Source organism: Peribacillus sp. 05N428, assembly GCF_056397085.1.
In genome coordinates this window covers 129974-155541 of the sequence record NZ_JBFTMS010000007.1, presented here as the reverse complement: position 1 = coordinate 155541, position 25568 = coordinate 129974, and the positions used below count along the sequence as shown (strand labels likewise).

The window sequence follows — 25568 nt, the reverse complement described above, 5'->3', positions numbered from 1 at the left end:
TCAAACATAAGCGGCGGCAAACTGTGATGCGAAGGACATCTCCTTGTCCACCTGAACGGCCTGTAATCTTTCAATCTCGGCTTTTCTTTTTGGCTCAGCCATTTTAAGTCCAAGGAAGCCAGTATCCCCCTGCAGGATGCATCCAGAAATAAGCTCGGCCAATATATCGGCATCCTTCATGGCACAATTGAGTCCGAACGCACCTGTAGGCGTCATCGTATGGGCTGCATCACCTAATAAAGCAACGCCATCCTTTGTCCACGTTTCACAATAGCTGCTGTAAACATCCAATAAAATGAAGTCCTGCCAAGAGCGGATATTTTCACACACAACCTTTTTTAATTCAGGAAAGGCAAGAAGCAAATCTTCAATGAACGGTTCAAAATGCTGTTTTCGCAAATGGGGAAATGAACCATGCTCTATATTCCAGCCAATTTGGATGAAACCTCCGGCCTGGGTGAAGAGGGCAACCTGGGAGCCATTGACCAATGCCATCTTGATCGAAGGCCTCCACCCCTCCGGAGCAGGAATTTTTGCCCACAGTAAATCATAGCCATGATCTTTAATCTCGACTGGTATTCCCGCTTTTTTTCGAACGATGGAAAACCTGCCGTCCGCTCCGATTATCAATGGACTTTGCACTTCAAGGTCATTCCCGCCATTACGGGCCTTGACACCCGTAAAACGGCCCATTTCATTCTGCATCAAGCCGGTAACCCTCGTATTCATCATCAATTGAAAGGAATCCAGCTTTTCGGCCTCATTCAATATGGCTGTAAGCAGATGGTTTTGAGGGACATGTATCCCAACATGATCGACAGGCCATTCTGGGAAAATGATTTTGAATATTTGGCCGTCATGCCAATATTCAATTTGTTCCATCCTAAGCAAGCCAAGTTTTTCCACACTATTGAATAAACCGTGCTTTTTAAGAATGCCCACTCCTTCATCATTCAAGAACTCGCCCCTGAACTCCCTTGAAACTTCAGGATGCCTTTCAAGCAATACGACTGAAATGTCCTGCTTGGCCAATAGGTAAGCCAGCAGGGCACCTCCAGGACCTGAACCGACTATGCATACATCTGATTTAACCTTCATGCCTCTTCACCTGTTGTCTATTTTTATTTAGGATAAGCCGTGATGCGTATGTCCTCACCAAACGTTTCCACGCCAGAGAAGGAAACATCCATCGCTTCATCCATCGTATCCACATTCATGCCAGTATACGGTGTTAGTGAGTTTCTACCGCCCAATAGTTTAGGGGCTATATAAATCAAGTATTTATCGATGAGCCCTTCCCTAAGGAATGAGGCATTCACTTCGCTTCCGCCTTCCAGCAAGACATCCGTAATCCCCTTTTTATACAGCTCTTCCATTAATGCCTTTAGATTCAGTCCAGTCTCGTTTTTGGGGACGAAAATGAATTCAATCCCTTTTTCACGTAAAAGGTCCATTTTATCCGCAGGTGCATTTTCCTGCGTTACGATCAAGGTCTTCGCATCTGATACTTGTACAACTTTGGCATCCAACGGAACCCGTAATTCACTGTCTAAAATGATCCGGATCGGATTTTTCCCTCCGCCCTCCGGAAGTCTGGTCGTCAGTGATGGATCATCGGCCAACACAGTCCCGATACCAACTAGGATGGCATCCACCTCATCACGAAGCAAATGAACGGAATGACGTGAGTCTTCTCCTGTTATCCACTTTGAATGGCCTGTGTGGGTTGCAAGTTTTCCATCGAGTGTCATCGCATACTTCGATATGACAAATGGACGATCCGTCAGCATATTGTGAATGAAACGCTCATTCAGCCTTTGAGCTTCCTTTTCCAGGACGCCGACTTCGACTTCAATGCCTGCATCCTTTATGATCGATATCCCTCTGCCGGCCACTTCCGGATTCGGATCTTGAGTCGCAACCACCACTCGCCGGACACCTGATTCTCTCACCAAATTTGCACAAGGAGGCGTCTTTCCATAATGGGAACAAGGCTCAAGAGTCACATAAAGCGTTGCACCTTCTGCATACTCACCCGCCATTTTGAAAGCATGTACTTCCGCATGCGGTTCACCCGCTTTACGGTGGATCCCTGTCCCGGCTATCACACCGTCTTTCACTATGACTGCCCCGACCACTGGATTTGGATTCGTCTTTCCTTTAGCACTGGCTGCCAAATCCAGTGCCAGCTTCATGTAATATTGATCATCATTCATTCTATAGCTCTCCTTATACAATCAAAGTTGGCTTCTTTTTGGGAATATGTCCAGACTTCTTAACCTTTGTATCGAGATAGAAACTATTATCCTCCGTCAAACCGCCCCAAAGCGGAATATGGTCCTTTGCCGCAAGTCCATGCTTCATGAGGGCATCCAGCTTTTTGGGGTTGTTCGTGATTAAAGTCACCGGATCCTTACGCAGTTCCCTCAATACGCGAATGGCTCCCTCGTAAGATCGCGTATCGTCTTCGAATCCTAAAGCCTCATTCGCCTCGACCGTGTCATAACCTTCCTGCTGAAGCAAATAGGCAAGGGATTTGGAAAACAGGCCAATCCCTCTTCCTTCATGGTCCGCAAGGTAAAAAATGGCCCCGCACCCATGCTCGGCTATCATCTTCATCGATTGGTGGAGCTGGTAGCCGCAATCACAGCGTTTACTGCCGAAGATATCACCTGTGTGGCAGATGCTATGCATCCGGACAAGTGCATCCTCCGACTTTTTAAAATCACCATAAACCAATACGGAGGATTGCTGTCCAAAAGCGAGGTTCGCTTCCGAAAGCGAATCAAGCACCGTATCCTTTTCATTATCCGCGCCTTCAAGCTGAAGCCATGTATACCATTGGAAAACCGTTGAGAAATCTCCTTGTTCAACCGGCAGGTTCACAGGTCCCACAAGGCATATATCAGCTTTACCGGGGGTTTTGATGATATTCATTTTATCTATTAAAAGGTCTTTTGTTTCCTGGGTTATTTTCATGTTAACATCACCTATTTTATAATTTATAGTGTATCTTCTCCTTACTTTAGGTAAGTAAGTATATTACTATACACTATACCTGTCAATGAAGCAGTTTACAAATAATAGTGTGTCTTTGATCATAATTTTCAAGAAGTTTTTTTGCAGAAAAAGGTCATTCACAAACCGCTATCATATCGGCTGGCCTTTATACATATTTTAACGTATAACGAAAACCTGTCTATAGACAGACCTAATGAAAGGAAGGAAACCTTTTGGAGGATTTCCCTTATTTTTTATATGATCCTATCTTATTTCCGCCTCACGCCAGGAATCGGCCATTGCGTCCCTACTCGGCACCCAATCCAGATCTGCTAGTCAAATCGGCAAAGACCTCGCAATCTTTGATGCTTGATGTAAAAAAAGTCATGGATACCATAGCCACATCCAAGCCTTTCTCGAACCGGTTGATGACTGCTGCCCAAGCATCGCAAAAAAATGTCGTGATCGATATGATCCGAAAGATAGGAATTAAGAACGAACCTGATATCACGTATAACCCCGATGGTATCCGTTTTGATTTCTATCCTAAAGAAGGGGAAGAAAATTGCCATATCATCGTCAGCTTGAAATGGAGGGATGCATAACGACCATCCAACACCTTTTTGGTAAAAAAACCGAAGCCTATTTTCGGCTTCGGATATTTGGGTTCATCTAGTCTTCGTTTCAAAGGTTTCAACCAATAGTGCAAGCGTGCGTGCCATGACACCGGTAGCCCCCGATGTGCACAATTCGGAGTTGCTCGAGGTTGTGGAAGTTCCGGCAATATCCAGATGGACCCACGGAGTGTCTTCGGCAAATTCACCGATGAAGGCGCCGCCCATGATCGCATGTCCCGCCCCTCCAGGTGAATTATTCAAATCCGCCATTTTACTATTGCGTACCCGCTCTTTATCCTTTTCCGTAATCGGCAATCTCCAAATGGGCTCCCCTGCCTCCTCTGAGGCTTTGACCACTTGTTCATAGAACTCCGTGTCATTTGTCATTGCACCCGTCATATCCATGCCCAGCGCCGTTATGACACCACCCGTTAATGTGGCAACGTCAATAAGATAGTCAGCACCATGATGTTTAGCGTAAGTCATGGCATCCGCCAAAACCAGACGGCCTTCCGCATCCGTGTTCAATACCTCTATCGTCTTGCCGCTCATGGCAGTGATCACGTCATCGGGCTTGAATGCATCGCCGCTGATCATGTTATCGGTGGAAGGAATGACCGCCACGACATTTTGGTCGGGTCCCAATTCGCCGATGATTTCCATTGCACCTAAAACGGCTGCCGCACCGCCCATATCCGTCTTCATTCCAACGATACCAGCCTTCGTTTTCAATGAGTATCCACCCGTATCGAATGTGATTCCTTTACCGACCAACCCGATAACATCCTTCCATTCATCCTTACCTTGATACTTCAGGACGATCATTTTCGGAGGCTCGACCGAACCTTTATTGACAGCAAGGAGTGCGCCCATTCCCAGCTTGAGCATGTCTTCCTTCTCGAGGATCTCCACTTCAAAACCATAACGTTCGCCCAAGGCAGATGAATAATTCGCCAAATCCGTGGAAGTCAGCAAATTGCCTGGTGTATTGACCAAAGTTCTCGCTGAGTTCGTCGCCCTTCCGAAGATCCTCCCTACATGAAGCGCGGCACCGACCTCTTCTTGATCAAATTCACTGTACACCGTAATCGATTCAAGGCTTTTTTCGACCTGGTTCGATTTTTGCTTGTATCCGTCAAACTTATAGGAAGCAAGTTCAAAAGCCTCGGAACAAGCGTGCGCTGCGTCCAATGCATCCAGATTTTCAGTCGTGAATGTATCCAACGCGATCGAAAGTGTCGTAATCTTTGATTCATTAATCGTCTTACGCGCTTTTCCCAACGCTTCGCGGAGCGTTTCAAAAGATAGCTCCTTTTCCTTGCCCAATCCTACAAAAATCAATCTCTTTACGCTTAATTTACCTAATGTATGTATTTTGACCACTGATTTTTTCTTGGAGGAAATTTCCCCGGCTTTCACTAACTCTGTCAGCTGGCCATCCAATCGTTCATCCGCTTCTTTTCCTATCCCTGTGAACTTTACGGGTCTGTCAAATACGCCTAGAATCAGGCATTCATCAATCAAATCTATATTTAAGGAATTTTTTACTGTGAACATTCTGCTACCTCCTCCATTCTATTACATTCATTATAACGAAATCTTCAAAAATTTTCGAATAAGGTCCGCGAAAATAATAATAACAAGGTATATTGTTTAGAATGGGTGACTTTAGAGTAATAGTATAAGAAAGATCATATTTATACTATTACCAGCAGGGAATAGACAGGACTGAATGGAACTAATAATAAGGGCCTTATTCCGAACAGGATGTAATTTACCCATATATGGATTTCATCTTTACTTATAACTAGAAAGAAGGCTGATACTCTTGGAATTATTACTCAACTTCCCTTTAATCGCAGCATTGATTGCCATTTTCTTTGCTCAATTCATTAAAGTGCCCATCCACTTCATAGCATTTCGTAAAGTCAACTGGTCACTCATTAACTCCACAGGCGGTATGCCAAGCTCCCACTCTGCGGCCGTGTCAGCCCTGACCGTAGCGGTAGGGATCGAAACCGGAATGGATTCCCCTGTATTTGCCGTTGCCGCGATCTTTGCAATCATCACGATGTTCGACGCGACAGGAGTGAGACGGCAGGCAGGAGAACAGGCAGCCGTCTTGAACCAGCTCGTTACCGACTTCAATACCTTTGTCGAGCAAGCAAAGAACTGGCAGAAAAAAGCAGATAAACAGAAACAGCAGCAATTAAAGGAACTGTTGGGCCATAAGCCAATCGAGGTATTTTTCGGAGCCTTGACCGGAGTATTCATTGCATTGGCACTTCACTTTTTCATCTTTCAAGGGTAGGTGTTCAATTTGAAAATAATCTCTCTTTGCCCCAGCAATACGGAACTATGCACATATCTTGGAATCGAAGATCAGCTGATCGCCATCGATGACTACTCTGATTGGCCTGAAACCATACAGCATCTTCCTAAAGTGGGGCCCGACTTATCGATCGATATCGATCATGTGGAATCACTAAAACCCGATTTGGTGCTGGCTTCACTGAGTGTACCGGGCATGGAAAAAAACATTGAGGGGCTAAAGGAACGGAACATCCCCCATATCATCTTCAACCCGCAATCACTTGAAGATATCGCAAAAGATTTACTGACCTTGGGCGAGGCGATGGATCTTAAGGAAAAAGCAGAGGAACAGGCTGCCAAATTCCGTGATGCCATCCTTCAATATAAAAAGATCGCAGACAAAATCGAAACAAAGCCGTCCCTGTATTGGGAATGGTGGCCTAATCCCTTATTCAGCCCCGGGGGAGTTAATTGGTTATCCGAGATCAGTACGCTTGCGGGAGCATATAACCTTTTCGAAGATGTCGACATGGCAAGCATTCAAGTTACTTCCGAGGAGGTCCAAAATAAGGATCCCGACCATATTTGCTTAGCTTGGGTCGGTGTCCCTTTACGAAAAGTAAACCCGGCGCTTGTCAAGAAACGGCAAGGGTGGACTGATATGAAGGCCGTCCGGAATAACCATATTCACATCATGGAAGAACCTTTATTCTGCCGGCCTTCCCCGCGTTTACTGGATGGACTGTCCATATTGGCAAAGACTTTGCATCCTGAAGCCTACAAAGGCATGCCCTAAGTGCGTCCTAAATGAAACAGAAAAGGCTGCCTCAATTGAGGCAGCCTTTCACTTTCCTTTTTAAAAAGCAAAGGAAGCTACATTCTCATTCAATGTTTTCTCAGCGATTTTCGGCTTGAATACCTGCTTGATCTTGGTTTCATTCAACCTGCTTAACTGTTGTTCGGATAACTCGCCGTTCCCTTTTTGGACAACATATACTTCAAGGGTTTTCTTTCCCCAGTTCTCGTACACATCCTGTACCGTTTCGTAGTATAGATCCAGGTGATTCCCTTTGATCGCACCACCCTTGTCCGCTACAACCCCATATCCATAACCCGGAATCCAAAGGATGGTTCCGAGAGGGAATACGGCAAGATCGGCGGCAATGGTGGAAAACAAATCCCGTTTCACCTTCACCCCAGAATACGTGATTCCATAGGATGGGCTTTCCGGGTACTTTCCAGTTGATTCATACCCTGCTGTATATCCTGTAGCCAAAACTTCATGCTTCGGATATTTCGAGAGCTCGATTGCCTCCGCTATCGTTGTGGGACCATTGCTCGCGGATGCCGATGCCATTAGCGTTGCCACTTGCCCTCCACTATGAATCGCTTTATATTCGAGACCAAGCATTCGATGTTGTCTCATCGCTTCTTCAAAAGGATGATCTTCAGGCACAGCCCCAAAAACATGATTCAAGGTCGATTCGATGGCCAAGATAAATAATATGATAATAGCAACCCTCAAAAATAATGCTTTTACAATCTTCATATGTATCAATTCCACTCCTCTCACAAGGATATTTGTTCCCTTTACGGAGTGAAAGTATTCATAAAGCATGGAAAGAACCAATTTTTCTTACAAAGATTGTTGTTTTTAAAACGAAACTATTTAAGGTTGATTGGAGCGGAAGTGCGAGACTCCTGCGGGAGCAGCGGGACACGAGCATCTGGAGGGGAAATCATACACCGCACTACTTAGTAAATAGCAACAAAGTATGCGAAAACAAAAAGGACCGTCCATAAATGACGGCCCTTCCCTTATTAAAACATTTGATATCCTTTATTCCTTAGAATCCTGATCACCACACCAGCTAAAACCGCGCCAAGCAGCCCGCTTGATAAAATAATGATGTCTGCCGTATGCAGGGATGTAAGGTTCGTACCAAGATTGGAAAAAGATATTCCCGGATTCCTAAAATATTCTATTAGCTTTGTTTCATTGACAATGATGATGAAGACGATTGGAAATAAGAAGACCATGATCCACGAAGAACGGAAGAGCATATTCAGCAAAAACCCAATTCCGAAAAACAATATGAAAAATAAGAGTATTGAGATAATTAAAACAGGCAATGGCATGTTATTCTTGACCCTCCTTAAAAGCGACACCTTTAGTTTACTGAAAAAATAATTGCTGCGTCAACGACTTATACCAAATAATACCGAAGAAAAGATAATTACCCAAATTACAAGAATAGTTTATATGATGTATATCCAAATTGATCTCCCGGATTCAACCCGTCAAGCATCGTCTGCATTCTTTCCTTTTTAAAAGCTAAAAGCTGTTCCAATAGTAACGATTGCTTCCCCTCCTTCATGAGTAAATCAGGGTGATAAAATTTAGCTTCATATAATTCATCCAATTGAGCATTTACTTCATAACTGAGCGGTTTAAGTAAAAATATCAACATATTATCACTTATATCCCCTTTGATGACTCCGCTTCTCACTCCTACGATGCCTTCGATTTCTGTATGAATGCCCGTCTCCTCCAGCACTTCCCTTACGACAGCTTCATCGACGGTTTCATCATTTTTGACAAAACCTGCCGGAAGCGACCATTGCCCTTTCAATCCGCCATACCTTTTGTTCACGACAAGCCACTCACCTTTATCGGATATCACAAGGCCGGACACTGCCAGCCAAACATTTTTGCAATGTTCCACCAAAACCCACTTCCCCTACATTCATTATTTAGAAAAGATGATGCCAAAGATAATTTCCTTGATCAAACTTCGTCATCCCCATTATATTCCACACAAAAAAATTGCATACTCCGCTATGACACACTCATCGATGGATGGGATGCCAATGGAAAAGCCATTCAGGGACAATCCCCAAATGGCCATTTTTGATCTATCGAAAAAATTAAAGGACGTTGAATTTACCCTTTTTAGCAACAAGTGAGGCTCCGCCAATCATTAACAATGCCCTGTTATCAACCATTTTCTTCATGAATGATGCAGTCTTACCTGTAACTTTCTTGCCGAAGACAACACCAATCGCATTATCTTCACCGAGTGAACATACCGTTCCTTTGTTTTCGAAAGTGAACGTTTCCAGGTCGCTTTCGTTACGAACCAATTTAGTCAGGTTCTTCGCAATGACCTCACCTTGCTGCATCGCTATTTGTGCAGTAGGTGGATATGGACGATTAATTTCCTCGTTGATGATCAAAGCGCAATCCCCTACGATGAAGATATCGTCATGCCCCGGTGCCCGCATGTCAAGATTCACTTTAATACGTCCGCGCATAGCTTCAAAACCGGAAGTCTCTATCACGGAGTTTCCACGTACGCCAGCTGCCCATACAACGGTGCCCGCTTTGATTTCTTCCACTTCATCTTCACCTTTTGCCACGATGATGCCTTCAGGAGTCGCCCCCTTGATCGGTGTGCCGATTTTGAATTCCACACCTTTTTTCTCAAGGTAAGATACTGCATAATCCACCAATTCCGGATCGAAGCCAGGGAGGACGGCTGGGGCTGCCTCCACACAGTACATGCGGACCTTTTGGAAATCGATGTCGTATTCTTTACAAAGTTCAGGGACACGGTTAGCCAATTCGCCAAGGAATTCGATACCCGTAAATCCTGCTCCTCCAACAACGATCGTCAAGCGGTCTTCATTCTTTTCGACCTCAGTACTGTACGTCGCGAATTGCAATTGGATATGGTCACGGATTTTACGTGCCGTGTTCACGTTAGAGATAGAGAAAGCATATTCTTTTAGCCCCTGGATTCCGAATGTTTCCGATTCAGGTCCAAGACCAATCACTAAATAATCATAAGAAATTTCGCCGTTTTCAAGGATGACTTTTTTGTTCTCCGTTTTCACTTCCAAAACGGAATCCTGGATGAATTTAACTTTGCTGTTAATGACACTTTTGATTGGATAGCGCACACGATCATGATGAAGCGTTCCAGCGGATGCTTCATGCAGCCATGTTGTTTCATAGTGGTAATCATTTTTGTTAACTAATACGATTTCTGCTTCATTTTGACCTAACGCCTTCTGTAAGCGAGTAACAGTCATCAATCCACCATAACCTGCTCCTAAAACAACGATTGTTGGCTTTTTCAAAAGTATTCTTCCACCTTTACGATATTTTCTTGTGATGCTTTCCATAACTAAAATATATTGTCTATCTTTATAATTTCCATTATAAAAAGCACTCTTATACATTTGTGACGTATTTCACGTAACACTTCATAAATGTCATAAAAAATTCATAAAAAATTTACCAAATGATATCTAAGTAAATATTAGTCTTTTTCCTTACCTTTTTCAAGTAACAAACCGAACTTTTTCGGGTTGAAATATAGCCGAAAAACATTACTTTTCACCCAGTTGCGACCATATTTATACGTTATGCTCAACATTGGCAAAGGGTAATTTCACCCAGATTTGAAAGCGGATACAAACCATCCATCACGAAAACGCACAAATATAGTCAAAACTTTCTCACTTTTCTAACTTTCTCCGTTTTTTAAAAGATCATCTATGTTAAAATAAGAGAATAAATTTCAGCAAACCTAGTATATCGGAGGGATAACGTTGGAAGTTAATGAAAAAGTTTATGATATTACAATCATTGGCGGAGGCCCGGTTGGATTATTCACTGCATTTTATGGAGGAATGAGACAGGCATCCGTAAAAATCATCGAGAGCCTGCCACAATTAGGCGGACAATTGTCGGCCCTTTATCCTGAGAAATACATCTATGATATCGCTGGTTTCCCCAAAGTGCGAGCTCAGGAGCTAGTGAATAATTTGAAAGAACAAATGGCAAAGTTCGAACAGGATGTCGTCCTGGAGCAAGCCGTTCAAGAAGTGGAAAAGCAAGCCGATGGAGTTTTCAAGTTAACGACTGATAAAGAAATCCATTACTCCAAAACGATTATCATCACAGCTGGAAATGGGGCTTTCCAACCCCGCCGCATCGAAATTGAAGATGCAAAAAAATACGAAAACGGCAACCTTCACTATTTCATCGATGACCTCAATCATTTTGCCGGCAAAAAAGTGGTGGTCTTCGGCGGTGGGGATTCAGCAGTGGACTGGGCCTTAATGCTGGAGCCGATTGCCGAGAAAGTGAGCATCATTCACAGAAGAGATAAGTTCCGTGCCCACGAACATAGTGTAGAAACACTTAAAAATTCAAAAGTGGAAATAAAGACTCCATACATACCTGCAGAGTTGATTGGTACAGACGGACGTATCCATACAATTGTCATCAAGGATACAAATGGTGACGATACAGAGACCATGGATGTAGATGCAGTCATCGTCAATTACGGCTTCGTTTCTTCTCTTGGTCCCATTAAGGAATGGGGACTTGATATCCAGAAGAACAGCATTTTGGTGAATTCCAGAATGGAAACGAATATCCCGGGAATTTATGCAGCAGGTGATATTGCAACCTATGATGGCAAAGTAAAATTGATTGCCAGTGGTTTTGGTGAGGCACCCACTGCCGTCAATCACGCCAAGCAATATATTGACCCAAAAGCAAAAGTTCAGCCGATGCACAGTTCTTCCATGTTTTAATTATATTACGCAAAAACCGGCTTTCATGGCCGGTTTTTTTGTCCCCAATCCGATGATTGTGGATAAGTTTTTTCAATTAGTTATCCACAGTGCTTACCCTTTTCATTCTATGGGTAAAGAGTAGTAGAAGCCATGAAAGGGGAATGCATCCATGAATATTTTAATTGCAGGGGCCAACGGAACGACCGGAAAGCAGATCATTGGGGAATTATCAAAAAATCCGCAAATGACCGTATACGGGATGATCAGGAAAGAGGAACAGGCTCAAACGATAAAAGAACTCGGCGGGCATCCAATCCTTGCAGATTTAGAGGGAAATGTGGATAAAGCAGTGGATAACATGGAAGCCATCATTTTTGCCGCCGGATCTGGACCTAAAACAGGGACGGATAAAACGACAGCTGTGGATAAGAATGGAGCCATTAAACTGGTTGATGCCGCCAAAAAGAAAGGGATCGAACGTTTTGTCATGTTAAGCTCTGTCGGTTCTGATGATCCGGAACAAGCCAAAGAAGAAATGCGCCATTATCTTGAAGCAAAACATGATGCCGATGAACATTTAAAAGCAAGCGGGCTGACATACACGATAGTCCGGCCGGTTGCTTTGACAAATGAACAAGCGATCGGAAAAATCTTTGCGGATGAGAAAGTCGATCATACTGATAAGTCCATTCCAAGAGCCGATGTCGCCTCCGTTCTTGCCCAATCTGTCACAGAGGAAAAAACGTTCAATAAAACATTCGAGATATTCAGCGGCACCCTCCCAATCAAGGAGGCCCTGAACAATATGTAAGCCAGCATGAAAAAGGGGCAGTTGTTAAATTCCCCCCTGGACTAGACAGTAGAAACATTCAAAGAAAAGCATGTTTGCCTACCGTTTTTTCTAAAAAACGTTGTAGTTGATTTCAGAAATCCAATAAGGTTTACAATAAAAAACGTAATGATAATCTAGTCTCGTGTTAGGATGAGACCATCCTGAATCCCTTTTGTCAAAACAAACTAAAGGAGGCACTTATTAAAGTGCCCCCTTTTTCCGAAGTATTGGAGTTTACTTAGCAGTTCTCCGGCGTGCCGGCGTTTTTTGCCGTTTTGAAGGAAGACCCGCAACCGCATGAAGCGATGGCATTTGGGTTTTCGATCGTAAAGCCTCCGTAATGGGAAACGCTGCCCCAACAGAAACTTAGTCGGTCACTGAACGATATATCACACTCGTATATTTTTTCGCACTTACGTATTTACCGTAACGTGTATTTTCTATTATTATAGCGGCTGGCTAACCGGTGTACAAGTCCGAAGAAGAAATTTATTCGATAACTTCCACGGCAATTATGTCGGCCATCTTTACTCTCTCCACTTCATCAGGTTCCGTTTTCAGGCGCACTTCCTTATATACAGGATCGACGTAATGTATGCGTCCAACTATTTCGTGATTAAAGCCGTCCACCCACTTCGTAATTTTCACCGCAAAATTATGTTCCATCGAATAGCAGATACGTTGGTCAAATTCCTCAAATTGAAACTCGTCTATAATGGGTTTTTGTTGACGGTAATAATCCGTATCTAAGTCACGCAGCATCTTCGTATATTCAGGAAGAAAGGCAGCCGGCGCCCACTTTAATTTTCCGCGGTCACGTAACGTCATAATACGTCAGTCCCTTCGTATGGATAACGATATTATAACACGAACACACGTTCTATAAACATACAAAAGAAAACCCCGAATTAATTCGAGGCTAAGCGTACTTCAAGAGCAAATGCTTCCCCAAGATTAGTGAGTACGAATGAATCGACATAAACATCATTTACCTGCTCACTTTTCACTTATCTGTGTATTATTAACTCTCCAATAAAAATAGGAATCAATTTCATCATTCGGAGGATTTCAAGTAAGTCTAAGGCTCTTTCAAAACGGAATATTTTAAAAAATTGTGGGGAAAATACGATAAACTTTCCGTTTTGGAGAAAAGAGGAACTTTAATGAAAGCCGACCGATCTCTATACAAAAACGAGAAGTCACTGCAAGGAATGCTATTCCATAGCTCAGACTTTAAAACGAGTGATTTCATGGCCAGCGAAAGACATTATCGGCTTTTCTATTTGGATACAATGATTGAGCTTCCCGTGGTGCAAGACCATATTATCCGCCCTTTGCTTCGCAACACGGACATCAGCGTACGCGAAGCAGTGTCCATTCTAGATTACAGCGAGACCGATCTACTTTTGGTTGCATCGCAGGCACTGGTCGCAGGGAAAACGGTAGTTCAAATCGACGGCGAAGCGAAACTATATTTGCTTGGAACCGAGCTTAACAAAGAACGTGCGGTAAACCTTCCGGTAAATGAACGAGTGCTGCGCGGTTCCAACCAAGCATTGATAGAGAACCTGGATACGAATCTCAACCTAATGCGAAAGTTGATCTCAACAACCGATATTGTCGTAAAGTCCTATCAGCTTGGCCGGAGGTCGAATACAAAAGTTGCCGTACTTTACCTAAGTTCTCTCGCGAACGAAGATGTCATAAAGGAGTTTAATCGCAGGATTTCGAACATTGACATCGATTATCTTGAAGCACCCGGTTTTCTCCAGGAGTTGATACAAGATAAAAAATTCTCGTTGTTTCCGAAAATACTCGTAACTGAAAGACCAGACCGGGTAAGATCATACTTGATGGATGGGAAAATCGCGATTTTGACCGACGGTTCGCCAGATTGCCTTATCGTTCCAGTTTCGTTTTGGGCTTTCTTTCAAACCCCAGACGATTATCAAATTGGTTGGCTATTCGGCAGCTCCTTACGGTTTCTTCGTATCGTCTGCTTTATTTTCACGATACTCTTACCAGGTGCTTACGTCGCCCTTGTTACATTCGACCCCCGTATTCTACCGTTCGAAATTGCACTTACGCTGCAAAGCTCTATGGAATACGTAGCGATGCCACCTGTACTCGAAGCAATAACGATGCTGCTCATACTCGAAATCTTGCGAGAAGCAACAGTTCGTCTCGCAAGTCCGATTGGCCAAACCATCGGCGTGGTCGGCGGTATCGTCATTGGTACCGTCGTCGTTGAGTCCAATTTGATATCCAATATGATGGTCGTCATTGTAGCACTAACGGGAGTTACTTCTTTTATTATCCCTTCTTATGAAATGAGCAACACGGCCCGTATACTGACGTACCCTTTTATATTTATTGCTTCGTTCCTCGGGTTGATAGGTTTGGAGCTAACATTTCTCTTAATGATCACGCATTTGGCTCGAACTAACACGATGGGGATTCCGTACTTTTACCCTGGGATTAGCGGCGGTACGATTAAAGATACGTTTTTCAGGGGACCAATCAGAAGCTTGAAAAAACGTCCGAAAGAAAGCTTGGCACAAGACGAGACAAGAATTAGAGATTCAAGGTGGCCGACAAAATGATACACTTAGAAAAGATTTCCACTAACCAGCTTTTTTGCCTCGTTGTTCTGACACAAGTGGGCGTTCATGTTTTGTCGATCCCTTACCTAGAATCCCGCCACTCGGGCTACGACTCGTGGATTTCCATATTGCTCGGGGGAGTAATCGCTCAAGCGGTCATAATGATCATCTATCAACTCGGAAAAAGATATGACGATCGAACGTTGCCCCAGTACATATTCACAATCATCGGAAAACCGTTAGGATCGGTCCTGAACTTATTGTTTGCAGCGTACTGCGTACAATCTAGCATTATGGTAGTTGTTTCTTATTCCGATGTCCTCAGCCGTTGGGTGTTATTTGAGACCCCCTGGTACGTGTTAATCGGAATATCTATTGCAATTGCAGCGTATATCGCTTCATCTACTCTCCGTTCAATCGCTACAATTACGCAGACGATCATGATTATGTATCTAATTTGCTTTGTGATTATATTTATTAGTGGAATGGGAAAAGGGGACTTGCGTCATTTACTGCCTATTGGTACGCATGGGTTGGGATCGATTTTTAAGGATACTCTGCCTGCCTTTTGGGCGTACGCAGGGTATGAACTTCTCTTGTACGTTTTTCCATTCGTAAAATGCCATAAAAAGAAGGATATCCTGATTTCAATGTCTCTCGCCAATGGATTTACGACCTTTTTTTACGTATTGATATCGATTATTGTGACGTACAACTTTAGCGAAGGTCAATTAAACTCCATTCCCGAACCGATGATATTTATTCTCCGAAAATTCACATGGCCTGTCGTTCAAAATCTCGATATTTTATTTATGACAATATGGCTGTCAGTTACATCGGTAACGGTTTATGTTTATTTATTTTTATCTGCCCGTTATCTGGCTTTCGTCGGAGGCAAAGAAATCCGCAACCACCCTCTTTTGGTATGGATTTTGGCAATTGTTTGCTTCGCAGTCGGATTATTGGTCAACGACCGGCAATGGTTGTTCCGATTTTCTAACTATCATAATATTGCTACCCTCATTATCATTGCCATTGTGCCGTCCATTTTGCTTATTGTTTCATTGGCTCGGAGAAAGGAAGCGAGAGGATGAAAAAAGTTACAATTGGAATTTTGATGTTGCTGCTGTTAACTGGTTGTTGGGATCAAATCCAGCTGCGACATATCCTGTTGGTGGATATCGCTAGTATTGATCTTGATGATAAGAGCGGGAACATCATCCTTGAGTATGTCGTCACACGTCTCAAAAGTGCGGGACAAGGAGGAGGGGAGTCGAATTCGGAGATTACTGAACTTAAAGGACCCAGTATAGCCGAAGCAGTCGGTCAAAGCGAATACACAGGCCAGGCTCCTTTTTTAGGAGTGAACACGAGAATGTATGTGATTAGCAAGAGTTTCGCTTCTCATGATCCTGTTCCAAAGCTAACTTTTTTATTACAGGCCCCCTATTCGGCGATTAACTCTCCCGTAGTCGTATTTGACGGGAATATATCTAAGGTTTTAAAAACCAATTTAAAAAATAATAAAGAATTTACCAATCAGCTGTCCGAGTTTGTTTCGTCTTTGGAAGAGAACGGAATAATGTCTAACGTTTCTATGATGCGTTTTATTCAATCTAAAGGAGTAATATTGGAAGATGTCGCTCTGCCGCTGTTGAAACAATCAAATTCGGACATAGTTTTAAAAGGCGCCCAATTATTCCGTCAAGGTATGAATACTGGTGAGGAACTCGAAAAGGAACAAGTTAGAATGGTAATGTTACTGTTAGGGAGGGACCGAGGAAGGCAAAGGTTGACTGGACAAATGTCAGAAAACAGCGATGGACCGGGTAGTAATTACGCTGTGTACGTCAAGAATGTGAATTCAAATATCACAGTCCTCCCTGAAACGAACGGATTGCCAAAAGTCAATATCGGAGTCCGATTGAAAATTAATTCAATTGAATCCGGCGAGTCAGTTCAAACGCTTAACACTGTTAGTGTTAACAAGATAGAAAAAGAACTGGGCAAACATCTGGAGGAACAGGCGATAGAGACAATCAAGACTTTACAAAAAGCTAATTGTGATCTTCTGGGAATTGGAATGCACTTAAAGGCTTACCATCCAAACCGTTGGAAAACTTTAAATTGGAGTAAAGACTATCCACGATTATCAATTAAACCGAATATCGACGTAGAGATCATAAACCAGGATATCGAATAGTTCGATGGGCGCGTACTCTAATAGGGTATGCGTCATTTAAACTATTCTTATCATTCTTTCGATGAGTAAGTGATTTAAACATTAATCTCGAAACTCTGCATAATGGCGCTGATTAGGCTCGTTAAGCTAATCCCCAAACCGTCTTACTTACTGAAACTCTTTTCATAGAGTTTTCATATGGTCTTTTAGAATTTATAGTTAAATCAAAATCCATCACTAATCTCCTTTATACATTTGGCCTCATTTTCTTTCCCTCCTAAATAAAAAAGAGCCTTCGCATGAAAAAAGCGAATAGCTCCGTTTTGTCTTTATGGTTTCTACAGTATTGACCTTTTTAGCGCTCTCGTTATTTAAGCTCGCATCAGTGCCATTTTCGCTTGAGTGTAAGCGATTCTATCGTCGATATGATTTGTACGTCTCGCCTTTTCCGCCAAGCGCTCGAGGCTCTCTTGCTGCGCCGTCTTCTGCGCATCCTGCGGGCTCGGCTCGGTTACGTTTAAGGTAGCAAGCCCCTCTTCCGGGTTATAGATGAAGGTCGATGCGTGGATCGAAACCTCACGTAGAGCCGTTACGACTGGTTGTGAGATGCCCGAGGATTCGATTAGTCGAGTCGCCGATTCTAAGATGCCCGCCGCTTCCTGGCCCCCTTCCGGCATTGCCTGTCTAGACGCTGTGTTGTATAGGTCTCCCAGTTCTTTACGAACCTTCATCCTCTCGATTGGAGCCGACGCATCGACCACGTAATCGGAGAGTTCGAGAATCTTACCCTTTACCTCGTTTGCTAAGGCAGGTTCGTCCGCAAGAGTTAGGAGCTCTTTTAAGGCGTCGGAAGCTCGCTTCGGTGTCACGGCGAATTTAACGTCTGCCGTAAGCTTCTCGACTTTCTGGTCGAAAAGAGCTTTCTTGTGAGGGTCTACCGGTTTGATTTCACTAATGAGTAGTTCCTCCGCAGCTTGTTTTACCATGCGTGCCGTTTCCTCCGTCCCTGCATGTAAATCCCGACTTAGTTCAAGGGCCTTCCTCTCGTAAACCTTTTGTAGCTCGGCTATTTTATTTAGCTTACCCACGTCACTTAAGTCCCGAGAGCGGTTTATATCTGCCTTTTTCTCACGAAAGGGATTGATTATCTGTTCACGGAAATATCGGGTTGTAGCGTTATGCTCTTCGTTTATGTACTCGATTAGGCCTCGCATGTCTTGTACGTTTAGTTTCATTGATTGTTTCCTCCTAGTTATTAATAAGTTTTTTTGTTGTTCCTTACGATAGCTCTGAGCATCATTACATCAGTCTTAAAATTTGGAGTAACTGAGAAATACTCATAGAAGACCTCTGCAAAGCCTTCCGGGATAAGTCTCTCCCCACGCTCGTAACGCAGAATCGATGTTGGTGAAAATCCAGTTTTCTCAGCGACTTGCTTAAGCGTTGCGCCATGTAAATTACGGAATAGCCGTAACTCGTCGTGTGTTATATGCATTAATAGCCTCCTTTTAACGGAAATTTTATTACCAATATACGAAAAAATAATTCCATATTCCTTTAGGAGATCCCGCAGAGTAAATTTAAATAGCCTAAGGAAGTAATTATTCTGTACTCTGCGGAGACAGGAGAAGAAATGCAGGAGGTGAAAGGGGAAATGCACTCTCATCTATATAGCGGGTTGGGCATACTTTATTGTATAAGGACGGGAAATTCATTACCGAAAACACTTTAACGACTTCAATTCGAAGTAATTCTACGCACAACGATCGATAAAACGTCGGTCCTTATACATATAGAAGAAACTCATCGACATTTAATCGACGGCTCGATGATTCTAAAGAAATTACGCAAAATAAAAGAGGGATGATAAATAGAGTTGAGAGGCTGCCGATATAGTTTCTTATTCCTTCTCTTTATATTCTTCGCTATACTTTCCCTCCGCTTTCCTTTTCTTACATATGCGTATTCTTTTATTATTTAATATCTGCGCAAGCAGTTTACTGCGAGTGCAATCTTTTAAGTCTAGATAAGTAAGTCTAGATAAGTAAGTCTAGATATGGTAGGAAATTCCGACATGCTAAATAGAAAAAAGCCGCATGGATTTTCTAAAATCCCACACGGCTATCTTTCAAATTTAGAAACGAAGATCGTCCGGACTTGATATCGTCTCTACTTCTGCGTATCGATCCTCGACTTTCTTCTCTGCTTTCTCATAATTTTTGCGAGCTTGTGGATACTTTCGGAATAGCTCCACCTTATCTAACGGCATTTGCGGAATATATCGAAGTCTATTATAAGAGCGGCTCGATTTCTCCGCTTGAACCACGATAAGTCCGTATTTAAGCAGCTTCCTGACATGATTCCCGACTGTATCTCGACCCATTCCGCTCTCGAGCGATAACCTATCTTGAGACGGGAACGCATAACCTAGCTCTGTATTAAAAAAGTCGCTGATAATATCGTATATCATAAGAGTTCCCGCGTTAACTCCCTCTAGGTATAAATAATATCTCGTATCTTTTGGACGTTTGTAAAACGTCATTCCTGCGTATTTGTTTTTCTTATCGTAGATCGCCATTGCGTTTCCTCCTAAAAGATTAATTCGAAAAGCTTCATTAACTTCTCGCATCCTTTAGCGAAGATAAAATGTAATTTGCGACAAAATATTTATCATGAAAACAAAAAAAAGGACCCCTTTGCAATAAAGGAGTGCTTTTTCATTCAATTACAGTCGCATGTTGAAACAATTCCGGATGATCGGCCACGTCTTGCATCACTTTTTCTCTTTGTTTTTTTGCTGTTTCAATGTCATCTTCAAGTAATGTAACACTTCCAGGTAATAGAATAACTTCTTCGTCTACTGATACTGGCGCGTTTGCTAAATCAGATTGGAAAGAAGAAAGGCTAATGAAAGTGATTAATAAGCCCAATGACTTAGTGATTATCTTAAACATAATCTACCTCCTCACTATATGGATAATTATACCACTCAATAGTGTGAATGGGTATTAAGTTGAACAAGGGAATTGTACATTTTGAATACACTAAGTTTATTGAACTAACCTCCCCCTCAGTATAACCAATGATATAAGTAGACTCTCGCATCCTATAGCGAAGATGTTTGTTCTTTCGAGTCATACGAAAAAAAGCCTTACGTGTATTTCGTAAAGGCTTCTTACTTATTCTCTTCTTCATCATCGCTATCAATAAAATATGCTCCCTTAGGAGTATGCACTAATTTTTGTTTAAACATTTTTTCAGTTGTCATCTTTAAACTTTCTATAGTTTCTTCATCCATATTGGAATTCTCTAAAAACCTCCGCCTTTGAATTTCCATTTTTTCTCTATGCTTTTCGTATGCCTTCTTTTCGTATCGTTTAAGCATTTGATTTTTTTCAATTTTTGTCTCAATCTCTATAATTTCATTAAACGTAAGGTTATTCTTTATATGTTTACGGTTGAATTCCCTAGATGCAAAAATTACTTTTTTAAATGCTCCAACGCTTCTTTTCGAGAAATTCGCAAGTACCCAAGTAAGAAAAGTAGTGATTAGTGATATAAGTATCACATCTTTTGCGCTAACTTGCTCCTTATTGAAATAGTCAACCATTTGTTTAAAAAATTCCATATAAACGCCTCGTTTCTATCCTATTATTATAGTACACACAGAAACTGTATTTGTCATTGTACATTCGTTCGATTTACCTATCGAGTTTAAAAATATATGGCGAAATTTTTTACGGAGTAGCTTCGTAAGGGGTCGAGTTCAATTTCTATGTTACTAAATTTGTGTAGCAGTCTGGGGCCTATTTGGGCCGGGGGCTTGGGGTAAATGGTTTTCGGAGGATTCCGGCCCGTAATCGACGCATACGGCCTCCCTACGACCTTCCACAACCGCATACAATGAATACAATCGTTAGCTTTAAAGACCGCTTAGTAACGAAGCAAGACGCTTTAAAGGGACGTTGTAAATCGAGCTCGGACCTTTCGAATCTGATCGCAATCCTAATCGAATCCAGATTAAAACCGAAAGACAATTGTATTCTTCGAGATCAATTAAATCGATGCGATCACGATTCGTTCGTTCATTAAAGTAAAGGAGATAAGCTCGAGAGCTGCCGATCCTCACGGTTTAGAATGTGAACACCGATGCGAACGAAAGAGATTCCGTGGTGTGCTGCTTGGTGGATCCGTATGGCCGTGTCTTATACCACCCTATTAAAACCCCGAGCCATCTATTCATTCGATATACAAAGCCCTGTGAACTCCGAATAAGCCGTATGCGAGTCGCTAGAAGCCGGAGCATTAGTTCTTTATGGGATATGTATGTAGAAATGTTCTATAACGCCCTATATGGACGTATACGGCCGTGTGTCACCGTACGCTGCCCTTACTATACGGGCTTATTTAGACGTAAAAAAAGAGCCGCATCTTGCCGCCCTATCTTTGATCCTCGTATTCTTTGACCTTCTTATAAAAAGTCGCCTTCTTCATATCGACTTCACGCATAAAGTCTACCGCCTTAATCTCTCCGGCTTTCCATTGCTTGTATAGACTTGTCCAGTTATGCGGAAGCTCGAGCGTCGGTCTACCGAATTTCTTTCCGTTCTTTTGAGCTACTGCGATGCCCTCTGCCTGCCGTGTCTTTATCGTGTGACGCTCCTGCTCGGCAATAGACGAGTAAACCTCGATGATAATATTATTAATCATATCAATAACCCATTCCTGCCCCTCCGGAACGTCTTGCATTGACGTCGGTAAATCGAGGATTTTTACTCGGATATCTTTCGACTTGAAATATTCGAGCTCAGCTTTGATATGATGCTTATTCCGTCCTAACCGATCAATAGACTTTATGAAAAGAGTATCGCCTTTCCTCATCGCCTTCTTCATTTCTTGATATCCCTTACGTTCCATATCCTTTCCGCTTTGCTTATCCTCGTATATGTAATTTGCGTCCTCAACGTATTGACTTAATGCGTCGAGCTGCCTATCTAAGTTTTGCGATTTACTAGATACCCTCACATATCCAAAATTAATTCCAGTCATATATACCGCCCCTTTTCTTTATCTATAGTTAGGTTACTAAAACAGTCTATAAAAGTCAAATACTTTATAGACGTCCATAAAAGTCTAAATAAACATTTTACAGACATTGAAAAGGCTTGTTTTTAGACCGTCTACAAAAGTGTACCTTAATAGACAAAAAAAGGGCTTTCAAAAATAATGCGGAATGTCTGCGTATGGGCCACGTTTTATTCGGATTTCCAATACCGTCATTTAAAATGATAGTATTCCTCCCGATCACTTCCGAATTTATTACATGCGATAAATCCTACGGATCTCTTTCGCAATACATCACGCCTAGAATGCGGACCCCCGTGAGTTTAGAGTAGTCTCTCCGGATCCGACCGAAAGTAGCGTAAAAACGGGTATACAAACCCCCGGATTCCGTTCGGCATGTAAACCACCGTAAAGCAAAAACACTTGACACTACTAAAACTACGAAGCTCTCACGCTTACTCCCGCAAGGGTTTTCGGTATATACAGATAATTTATGTTGAATTTCTGTGAAGTTCACACGGATTTATGCGAAATCCTTTTTCGTAGCTTTGTTTTATAACAACTAATAGATTCCCTCGTAGAAGCACGGTAGAGCTCTTTTACCCCCTTCGAATACTAATACCTTCGCATCGATAAACGAATAGCTATAATCGCCTGTATTTCCTAAAACATTACCGTATATGTAACAAATACGACCTCCTAAACGCTAACTTTTCCGAGAGCAACAGAAAAATGCTCAAGATAGCGAAAGGAGGTCGAAATAATGTCCGAATACTGGAAATTAGAAAAAGGTAGCTTCGCTTTTTATACCGAAAATCAAAAGGTAATGCAAAGTATTAAGCGTTCATACTCAGATCGTATCCGTATAATGGCCGAATACTTTAAAGACGGAAAACTATGCGGAAAGCAATATCGATTAGGTAATACAGAACTAAGACGTATTCGAAGATACATCGTATCTGAACGAGAACAAGCTAAAGAGCTGCGGAACTAGGACGGGACTACCCGTTCTTTTTGGCGTGATTTTGCCTTTCATGTACTTAGCTCGTTTCACAGGTAAAATGAATAAGCAACTTATTTGGAAAAATAGCTTCTCTAGCTAATATAAGATTAAGATACTGCCTAATTTTACAAATTTTCACTATATTTAGGTAATCAGACTAAAGTATCATGGTATAATTTTAAATAAATGTTTAATTGGAGGAATAATATTGGGAAAAAAGAGGGGAAAAAAGAATAACAACAATACAGTCTCTAAACCATCTAATTTTGTTGTGATGGCAGTTAAACCCGAAGAATACAAACCTTTTGATCCAAGAGCTCATAAGCCAATTTGCTATATGAATCCTGAAAAACCGGCATCTATGGTTTTACAGGAAATTGATACGATTGAATCATCAACTAAAATCAATGGCAAGAGAAATAATATAGAATATTTCGCACCAAATAACGTCGGATTATTACTTTCTATAGCAAATAAAGCTTTAATAAAAGCTAAATTAATATATAAAGAAAAAATAAATCCAGATTCAGTAAACCACTTTGAACATGATAAGGAAATCAGTAGACGGGACTCAATAATTAATAAATCAACCATTGTCTACGAATACATTGAATCTATACAAACAGCAATTGTTTTTGGATATACTGCATTAGAAACATTTTCAAATTTAAGTATACCCAATAATTATGAATACATTAGCGAAAGAAACAACAAAGGGATTATAGAAACATACGATAAGCAATCTATCGAGAGATGGCTAACATTAAAGATGAAACTATCAAATATTTTAGTCAATGTCTATAAAACAAAAAACATCACTCAATTAAAGATTTGGGCCCAGTTCCTCCAATTTGAAGAATTTAGGAATGAAATAATACATCAAAAATCCATATCTGACACAAAATTTTATCACAAATATTTCAAAAAAAATTTCTTTGATATATGCGAAGTGCCAGAAGAGATAATAAAGTTTTATTATGAAGAATTAATAGAACAAAAAAACACTACCAACCCATTGTGGCCGTGGATAATTAATCATAGCCATAGCAACGGTATACCGGTACGTTATGATTATAAACCAGAAAATTTCGAAGTAGTTGGAAATATTTACGAAGGCAGAAATAAATAATCAGTATTTCTTTTAATTTTATCCTTGCTAGGTGCGTAATAGAGAATGATGATTCAACAAGGGCCTATTTCTTTGTGAAAAATTAACAGCATAATATAACAGAGCCTAAACTTTAAATAGACATGGATGCATAAGAGGCAGCGAAAAAGTCTTCTCCCCCGTTACTACCGATGTAGTCGACATGGTGACAACTTTCTGCGTCAATTGGAGGTATTATTCGATTAAAGAAGTCTTCAAGTCGCTTTTCGCTTTCCAAGTCGTTGTAGGTAGAGTATACGTCTTTCATTGCTCGGTCATACTCGTCGTTTGCCTGTGTCTCTTTGTCTTCATCGATTGCTAGATTAAGATTATAAGTTAGAAATGCATGAATACTTTTTTTGAATGCGAATAGACCACGATTAGCCCGTCGTTGGAAATACACTAAAGTTTCTAGCGCTTTCAATACGGACATTTTCGCATTAGCAAATAATAGATTACGTTTCTTTAAACTTTTTTCGATTGTTTTTTGGATTTGGATCTTTTCAAGTATTCCGTATCCGGTTAGTAGCATATCGATGTCTTTATCGAAGGGAGAAATATATTCGATAGTTGTTATTTGCTTACCAACGGTGTCTTGTACTTTGTATTTAATATCTTTTATTTCCGAAGGAGAAACTTGCTTAAAAGAGTCTTGATTCGGAGCCGAAATAGGGGCCTCTAACGCTTGCGACTCTAAGGTTTCCGGCATGTCGACGCTGTGCAAAGACGCTGTGCAAGGCGCTGTGCAATCTTCATTTTCGGAAGGTTCTTCGGCGACCTTATTTGATGGATGCTGACGTAAATTCGATAGGGGAGAGAACACATAAACAAGATGCGCATAACCGCCGTAACGTTTGCCTTTTTTACCAAGTTGTTTAAGTGCTGTAATCCCAAAAAGCTCGCTCGCATCCTTTAGGAAGTTAGCGACAGATCGTAAGGATACGCCCGCCTTCTCTGCGAGGATCTCACGCCTCATAAAAGGGACTCCGATAGTTAGAGGGGCGCTTCTAAATAGAACCTCTAGAATAGCCTTGTAGGACGGTTTCTGTTCGAGTAGTTCCGCATATGTATAAGTTAAGCTGCGATAATGTGCGTTGAATGCTTCTAGAGACGTAAAGTTTGATAGCGATCTGTAATAGGCGATATTTCCTGCGTGTTCTGCTTCGATTGTTACTTCGTTTATGGTCATAGTTTCTGTTAACATTTTCGACATGT

At 41.8% G+C, this 25568-nt stretch carries 26 protein-coding genes and 1 pseudogene; 10 read left to right on the top strand and 17 right to left on the bottom strand.

What is annotated here, in order from left to right; all coding sequences use genetic code 11:
• Genes AC1DIV_RS09665 through AC1DIV_RS09655 form a run of 3 tightly spaced genes read right to left on the bottom strand, consistent with a single transcriptional unit; the run spans window position 1 to window position 2979 of the window.
• Window positions 1–1098 carry an FAD-dependent monooxygenase gene (locus AC1DIV_RS09665; protein ID WP_340877993.1) on the bottom strand — a complete coding sequence of 366 codons (1098 nt, stop codon included), beginning with the start codon at window positions 1096–1098 and terminating at the stop codon, window positions 1–3.
• Between the two features lie 23 nt (window positions 1099–1121).
• Window positions 1122–2216, bottom strand: a complete 1095-nt coding sequence (gene ribD / locus AC1DIV_RS09660; protein ID WP_063595848.1) for a bifunctional diaminohydroxyphosphoribosylaminopyrimidine deaminase/5-amino-6-(5-phosphoribosylamino)uracil reductase RibD — start codon at window positions 2214–2216, stop codon at window positions 1122–1124.
• Between the two features lie 13 nt (window positions 2217–2229).
• Window positions 2230–2979, bottom strand: a complete 750-nt coding sequence (locus AC1DIV_RS09655) for a GTP cyclohydrolase II (RefSeq protein ID WP_340877994.1) — start codon at window positions 2977–2979, stop codon at window positions 2230–2232.
• Between the two features lie 254 nt (window positions 2980–3233).
• On the opposite strand from AC1DIV_RS09655, the gene AC1DIV_RS09650 reads away from it, so the two are divergent.
• Window positions 3234–3605, top strand: a complete 372-nt coding sequence (locus AC1DIV_RS09650) for a YuzC family spore coat inner layer protein (RefSeq protein WP_048687647.1) — start codon at window positions 3234–3236, stop codon at window positions 3603–3605.
• A 63-nt stretch (window positions 3606–3668) separates the two neighbouring features.
• Here AC1DIV_RS09650 and AC1DIV_RS09645 read toward each other — a convergent pair whose 3' ends face one another.
• Window positions 3669–5174: a leucyl aminopeptidase gene (locus AC1DIV_RS09645; protein ID WP_048687646.1), complete on the bottom strand. Its 1506-nt coding sequence runs from the start codon at window positions 5172–5174 to the stop codon at window positions 3669–3671.
• A 271-nt stretch (window positions 5175–5445) separates the two neighbouring features.
• On the opposite strand from AC1DIV_RS09645, the gene AC1DIV_RS09640 reads away from it, so the two are divergent.
• Complete coding sequence (locus AC1DIV_RS09640) at window positions 5446–5928, top strand: divergent PAP2 family protein (protein WP_034310222.1); 483 nt, start codon at window positions 5446–5448, stop codon at window positions 5926–5928.
• A complete protein-coding gene (locus AC1DIV_RS09635) occupies window positions 5929–6726 on the top strand; it encodes a cobalamin-binding protein (protein WP_477576228.1) in 798 nt (265 codons plus the stop codon).
• A 60-nt stretch (window positions 6727–6786) separates the two neighbouring features.
• Here AC1DIV_RS09635 and AC1DIV_RS09630 read toward each other — a convergent pair whose 3' ends face one another.
• The 4 genes from AC1DIV_RS09630 to AC1DIV_RS09615 form a co-directional block, all read right to left on the bottom strand.
• Window positions 6787–7479, bottom strand: a complete 693-nt coding sequence (locus AC1DIV_RS09630; RefSeq protein WP_052137353.1) for a 3D domain-containing protein — start codon at window positions 7477–7479, stop codon at window positions 6787–6789.
• Between the two features lie 272 nt (window positions 7480–7751).
• Window positions 7752–8069 carry a YuiB family protein gene (locus AC1DIV_RS09625; RefSeq protein WP_034310217.1) on the bottom strand — a complete coding sequence of 106 codons (318 nt, stop codon included), beginning with the start codon at window positions 8067–8069 and terminating at the stop codon, window positions 7752–7754.
• Between the two features lie 107 nt (window positions 8070–8176).
• Window positions 8177–8656, bottom strand: coding sequence for an NUDIX domain-containing protein (locus AC1DIV_RS09620; RefSeq protein ID WP_340877998.1), 480 nt, complete (start codon window positions 8654–8656; stop codon window positions 8177–8179).
• A gap of 202 nt (window positions 8657–8858) precedes the next feature.
• Window positions 8859–10073 carry an NAD(P)/FAD-dependent oxidoreductase gene (locus AC1DIV_RS09615; RefSeq protein WP_340877999.1) on the bottom strand — a complete coding sequence of 405 codons (1215 nt, stop codon included), beginning with the start codon at window positions 10071–10073 and terminating at the stop codon, window positions 8859–8861.
• Window positions 10074–10547: 474 nt separating this feature from the next.
• On the opposite strand from AC1DIV_RS09615, the gene AC1DIV_RS09610 reads away from it, so the two are divergent.
• On the top strand, window positions 10548–11540 hold the full coding sequence (locus AC1DIV_RS09610) for an NAD(P)/FAD-dependent oxidoreductase (RefSeq protein WP_034310210.1): 993 nt from the start codon (window positions 10548–10550) through the stop codon (window positions 11538–11540).
• A 151-nt stretch (window positions 11541–11691) separates the two neighbouring features.
• Complete coding sequence (locus tag AC1DIV_RS09605; protein WP_477576226.1) at window positions 11692–12333, top strand: SDR family oxidoreductase; 642 nt, start codon at window positions 11692–11694, stop codon at window positions 12331–12333.
• 259 nt (window positions 12334–12592) lie between these two features.
• On the opposite strand, the pseudogene AC1DIV_RS09600 reads toward AC1DIV_RS09605, so the two are convergent.
• Window positions 12593–12691 (bottom strand): annotated as a pseudogene (locus AC1DIV_RS09600) (iron-sulfur cluster assembly accessory protein); the annotation flags it as partial.
• A gap of 152 nt (window positions 12692–12843) precedes the next feature.
• On the bottom strand, window positions 12844–13182 hold the full coding sequence (locus AC1DIV_RS09595; protein ID WP_477576224.1) for a YolD-like family protein: 339 nt from the start codon (window positions 13180–13182) through the stop codon (window positions 12844–12846).
• Between the two features lie 335 nt (window positions 13183–13517).
• On the opposite strand from AC1DIV_RS09595, the gene AC1DIV_RS09590 reads away from it, so the two are divergent.
• From AC1DIV_RS09590 to AC1DIV_RS09580, 3 genes are read left to right on the top strand one after another with little or no spacing between them, the layout of a single operon-like run.
• On the top strand, window positions 13518–14957 hold the full coding sequence (locus AC1DIV_RS09590) for a spore germination protein (RefSeq protein WP_477576222.1): 1440 nt from the start codon (window positions 13518–13520) through the stop codon (window positions 14955–14957).
• Window positions 14954–16051, top strand: a complete 1098-nt coding sequence (locus AC1DIV_RS09585; protein ID WP_340878008.1) for a GerAB/ArcD/ProY family transporter — start codon at window positions 14954–14956, stop codon at window positions 16049–16051. The genes AC1DIV_RS09590 and AC1DIV_RS09585 overlap by 4 nt, the downstream gene beginning before the upstream one ends.
• Window positions 16048–17160 (top strand): Ger(x)C family spore germination protein, encoded by a 1113-nt coding sequence (locus AC1DIV_RS09580; RefSeq protein ID WP_477576220.1) that lies wholly within the window; start codon window positions 16048–16050, stop codon window positions 17158–17160. The genes AC1DIV_RS09585 and AC1DIV_RS09580 overlap by 4 nt, the downstream gene beginning before the upstream one ends.
• 350 nt (window positions 17161–17510) lie before the next feature.
• On the opposite strand, the gene AC1DIV_RS09575 is transcribed toward AC1DIV_RS09580, so the two are convergent.
• The 6 genes from AC1DIV_RS09575 to AC1DIV_RS09550 form a co-directional block, all read right to left on the bottom strand.
• Window positions 17511–18374 (bottom strand): hypothetical protein, encoded by an 864-nt coding sequence (locus AC1DIV_RS09575; protein WP_477576218.1) that lies wholly within the window; start codon window positions 18372–18374, stop codon window positions 17511–17513.
• A gap of 20 nt (window positions 18375–18394) precedes the next feature.
• Window positions 18395–18634 (bottom strand): helix-turn-helix domain-containing protein, encoded by a 240-nt coding sequence (locus AC1DIV_RS09570; protein ID WP_477576216.1) that lies wholly within the window; start codon window positions 18632–18634, stop codon window positions 18395–18397.
• Between the two features lie 639 nt (window positions 18635–19273).
• Entirely contained in the window at window positions 19274–19717 is a 444-nt protein-coding gene (locus AC1DIV_RS09565) for a helix-turn-helix domain-containing protein (RefSeq protein WP_477576214.1), read from the bottom strand.
• Between the two features lie 139 nt (window positions 19718–19856).
• Window positions 19857–20093 (bottom strand): hypothetical protein, encoded by a 237-nt coding sequence (locus tag AC1DIV_RS09560; RefSeq protein WP_477576213.1) that lies wholly within the window; start codon window positions 20091–20093, stop codon window positions 19857–19859.
• A 221-nt stretch (window positions 20094–20314) separates the two neighbouring features.
• Window positions 20315–20767 carry a hypothetical protein gene (locus tag AC1DIV_RS09555; RefSeq protein ID WP_477576211.1) on the bottom strand — a complete coding sequence of 151 codons (453 nt, stop codon included), beginning with the start codon at window positions 20765–20767 and terminating at the stop codon, window positions 20315–20317.
• 812 nt (window positions 20768–21579) lie between these two features.
• Window positions 21580–22188: a recombinase family protein gene (locus tag AC1DIV_RS09550; RefSeq protein WP_477576209.1), complete on the bottom strand. Its 609-nt coding sequence runs from the start codon at window positions 22186–22188 to the stop codon at window positions 21580–21582.
• A 778-nt stretch (window positions 22189–22966) separates the two neighbouring features.
• On the opposite strand from AC1DIV_RS09550, the gene AC1DIV_RS09545 reads away from it, so the two are divergent.
• Together AC1DIV_RS09545 and AC1DIV_RS09540 are read left to right on the top strand one after the other, a co-directional pair.
• Complete coding sequence (locus tag AC1DIV_RS09545; protein ID WP_477576208.1) at window positions 22967–23197, top strand: hypothetical protein; 231 nt, start codon at window positions 22967–22969, stop codon at window positions 23195–23197.
• A 217-nt stretch (window positions 23198–23414) separates the two neighbouring features.
• Entirely contained in the window at window positions 23415–24335 is a 921-nt protein-coding gene (locus tag AC1DIV_RS09540) for a hypothetical protein (protein WP_477576206.1), read from the top strand.
• A gap of 112 nt (window positions 24336–24447) precedes the next feature.
• Here the strand turns inward: AC1DIV_RS09540 and AC1DIV_RS09535 are convergent, their stop codons facing one another.
• Window positions 24448–25566 (bottom strand): hypothetical protein, encoded by a 1119-nt coding sequence (locus AC1DIV_RS09535; protein ID WP_477576204.1) that lies wholly within the window; start codon window positions 25564–25566, stop codon window positions 24448–24450.
• Window positions 25567–25568 lie beyond the last annotated feature (2 nt).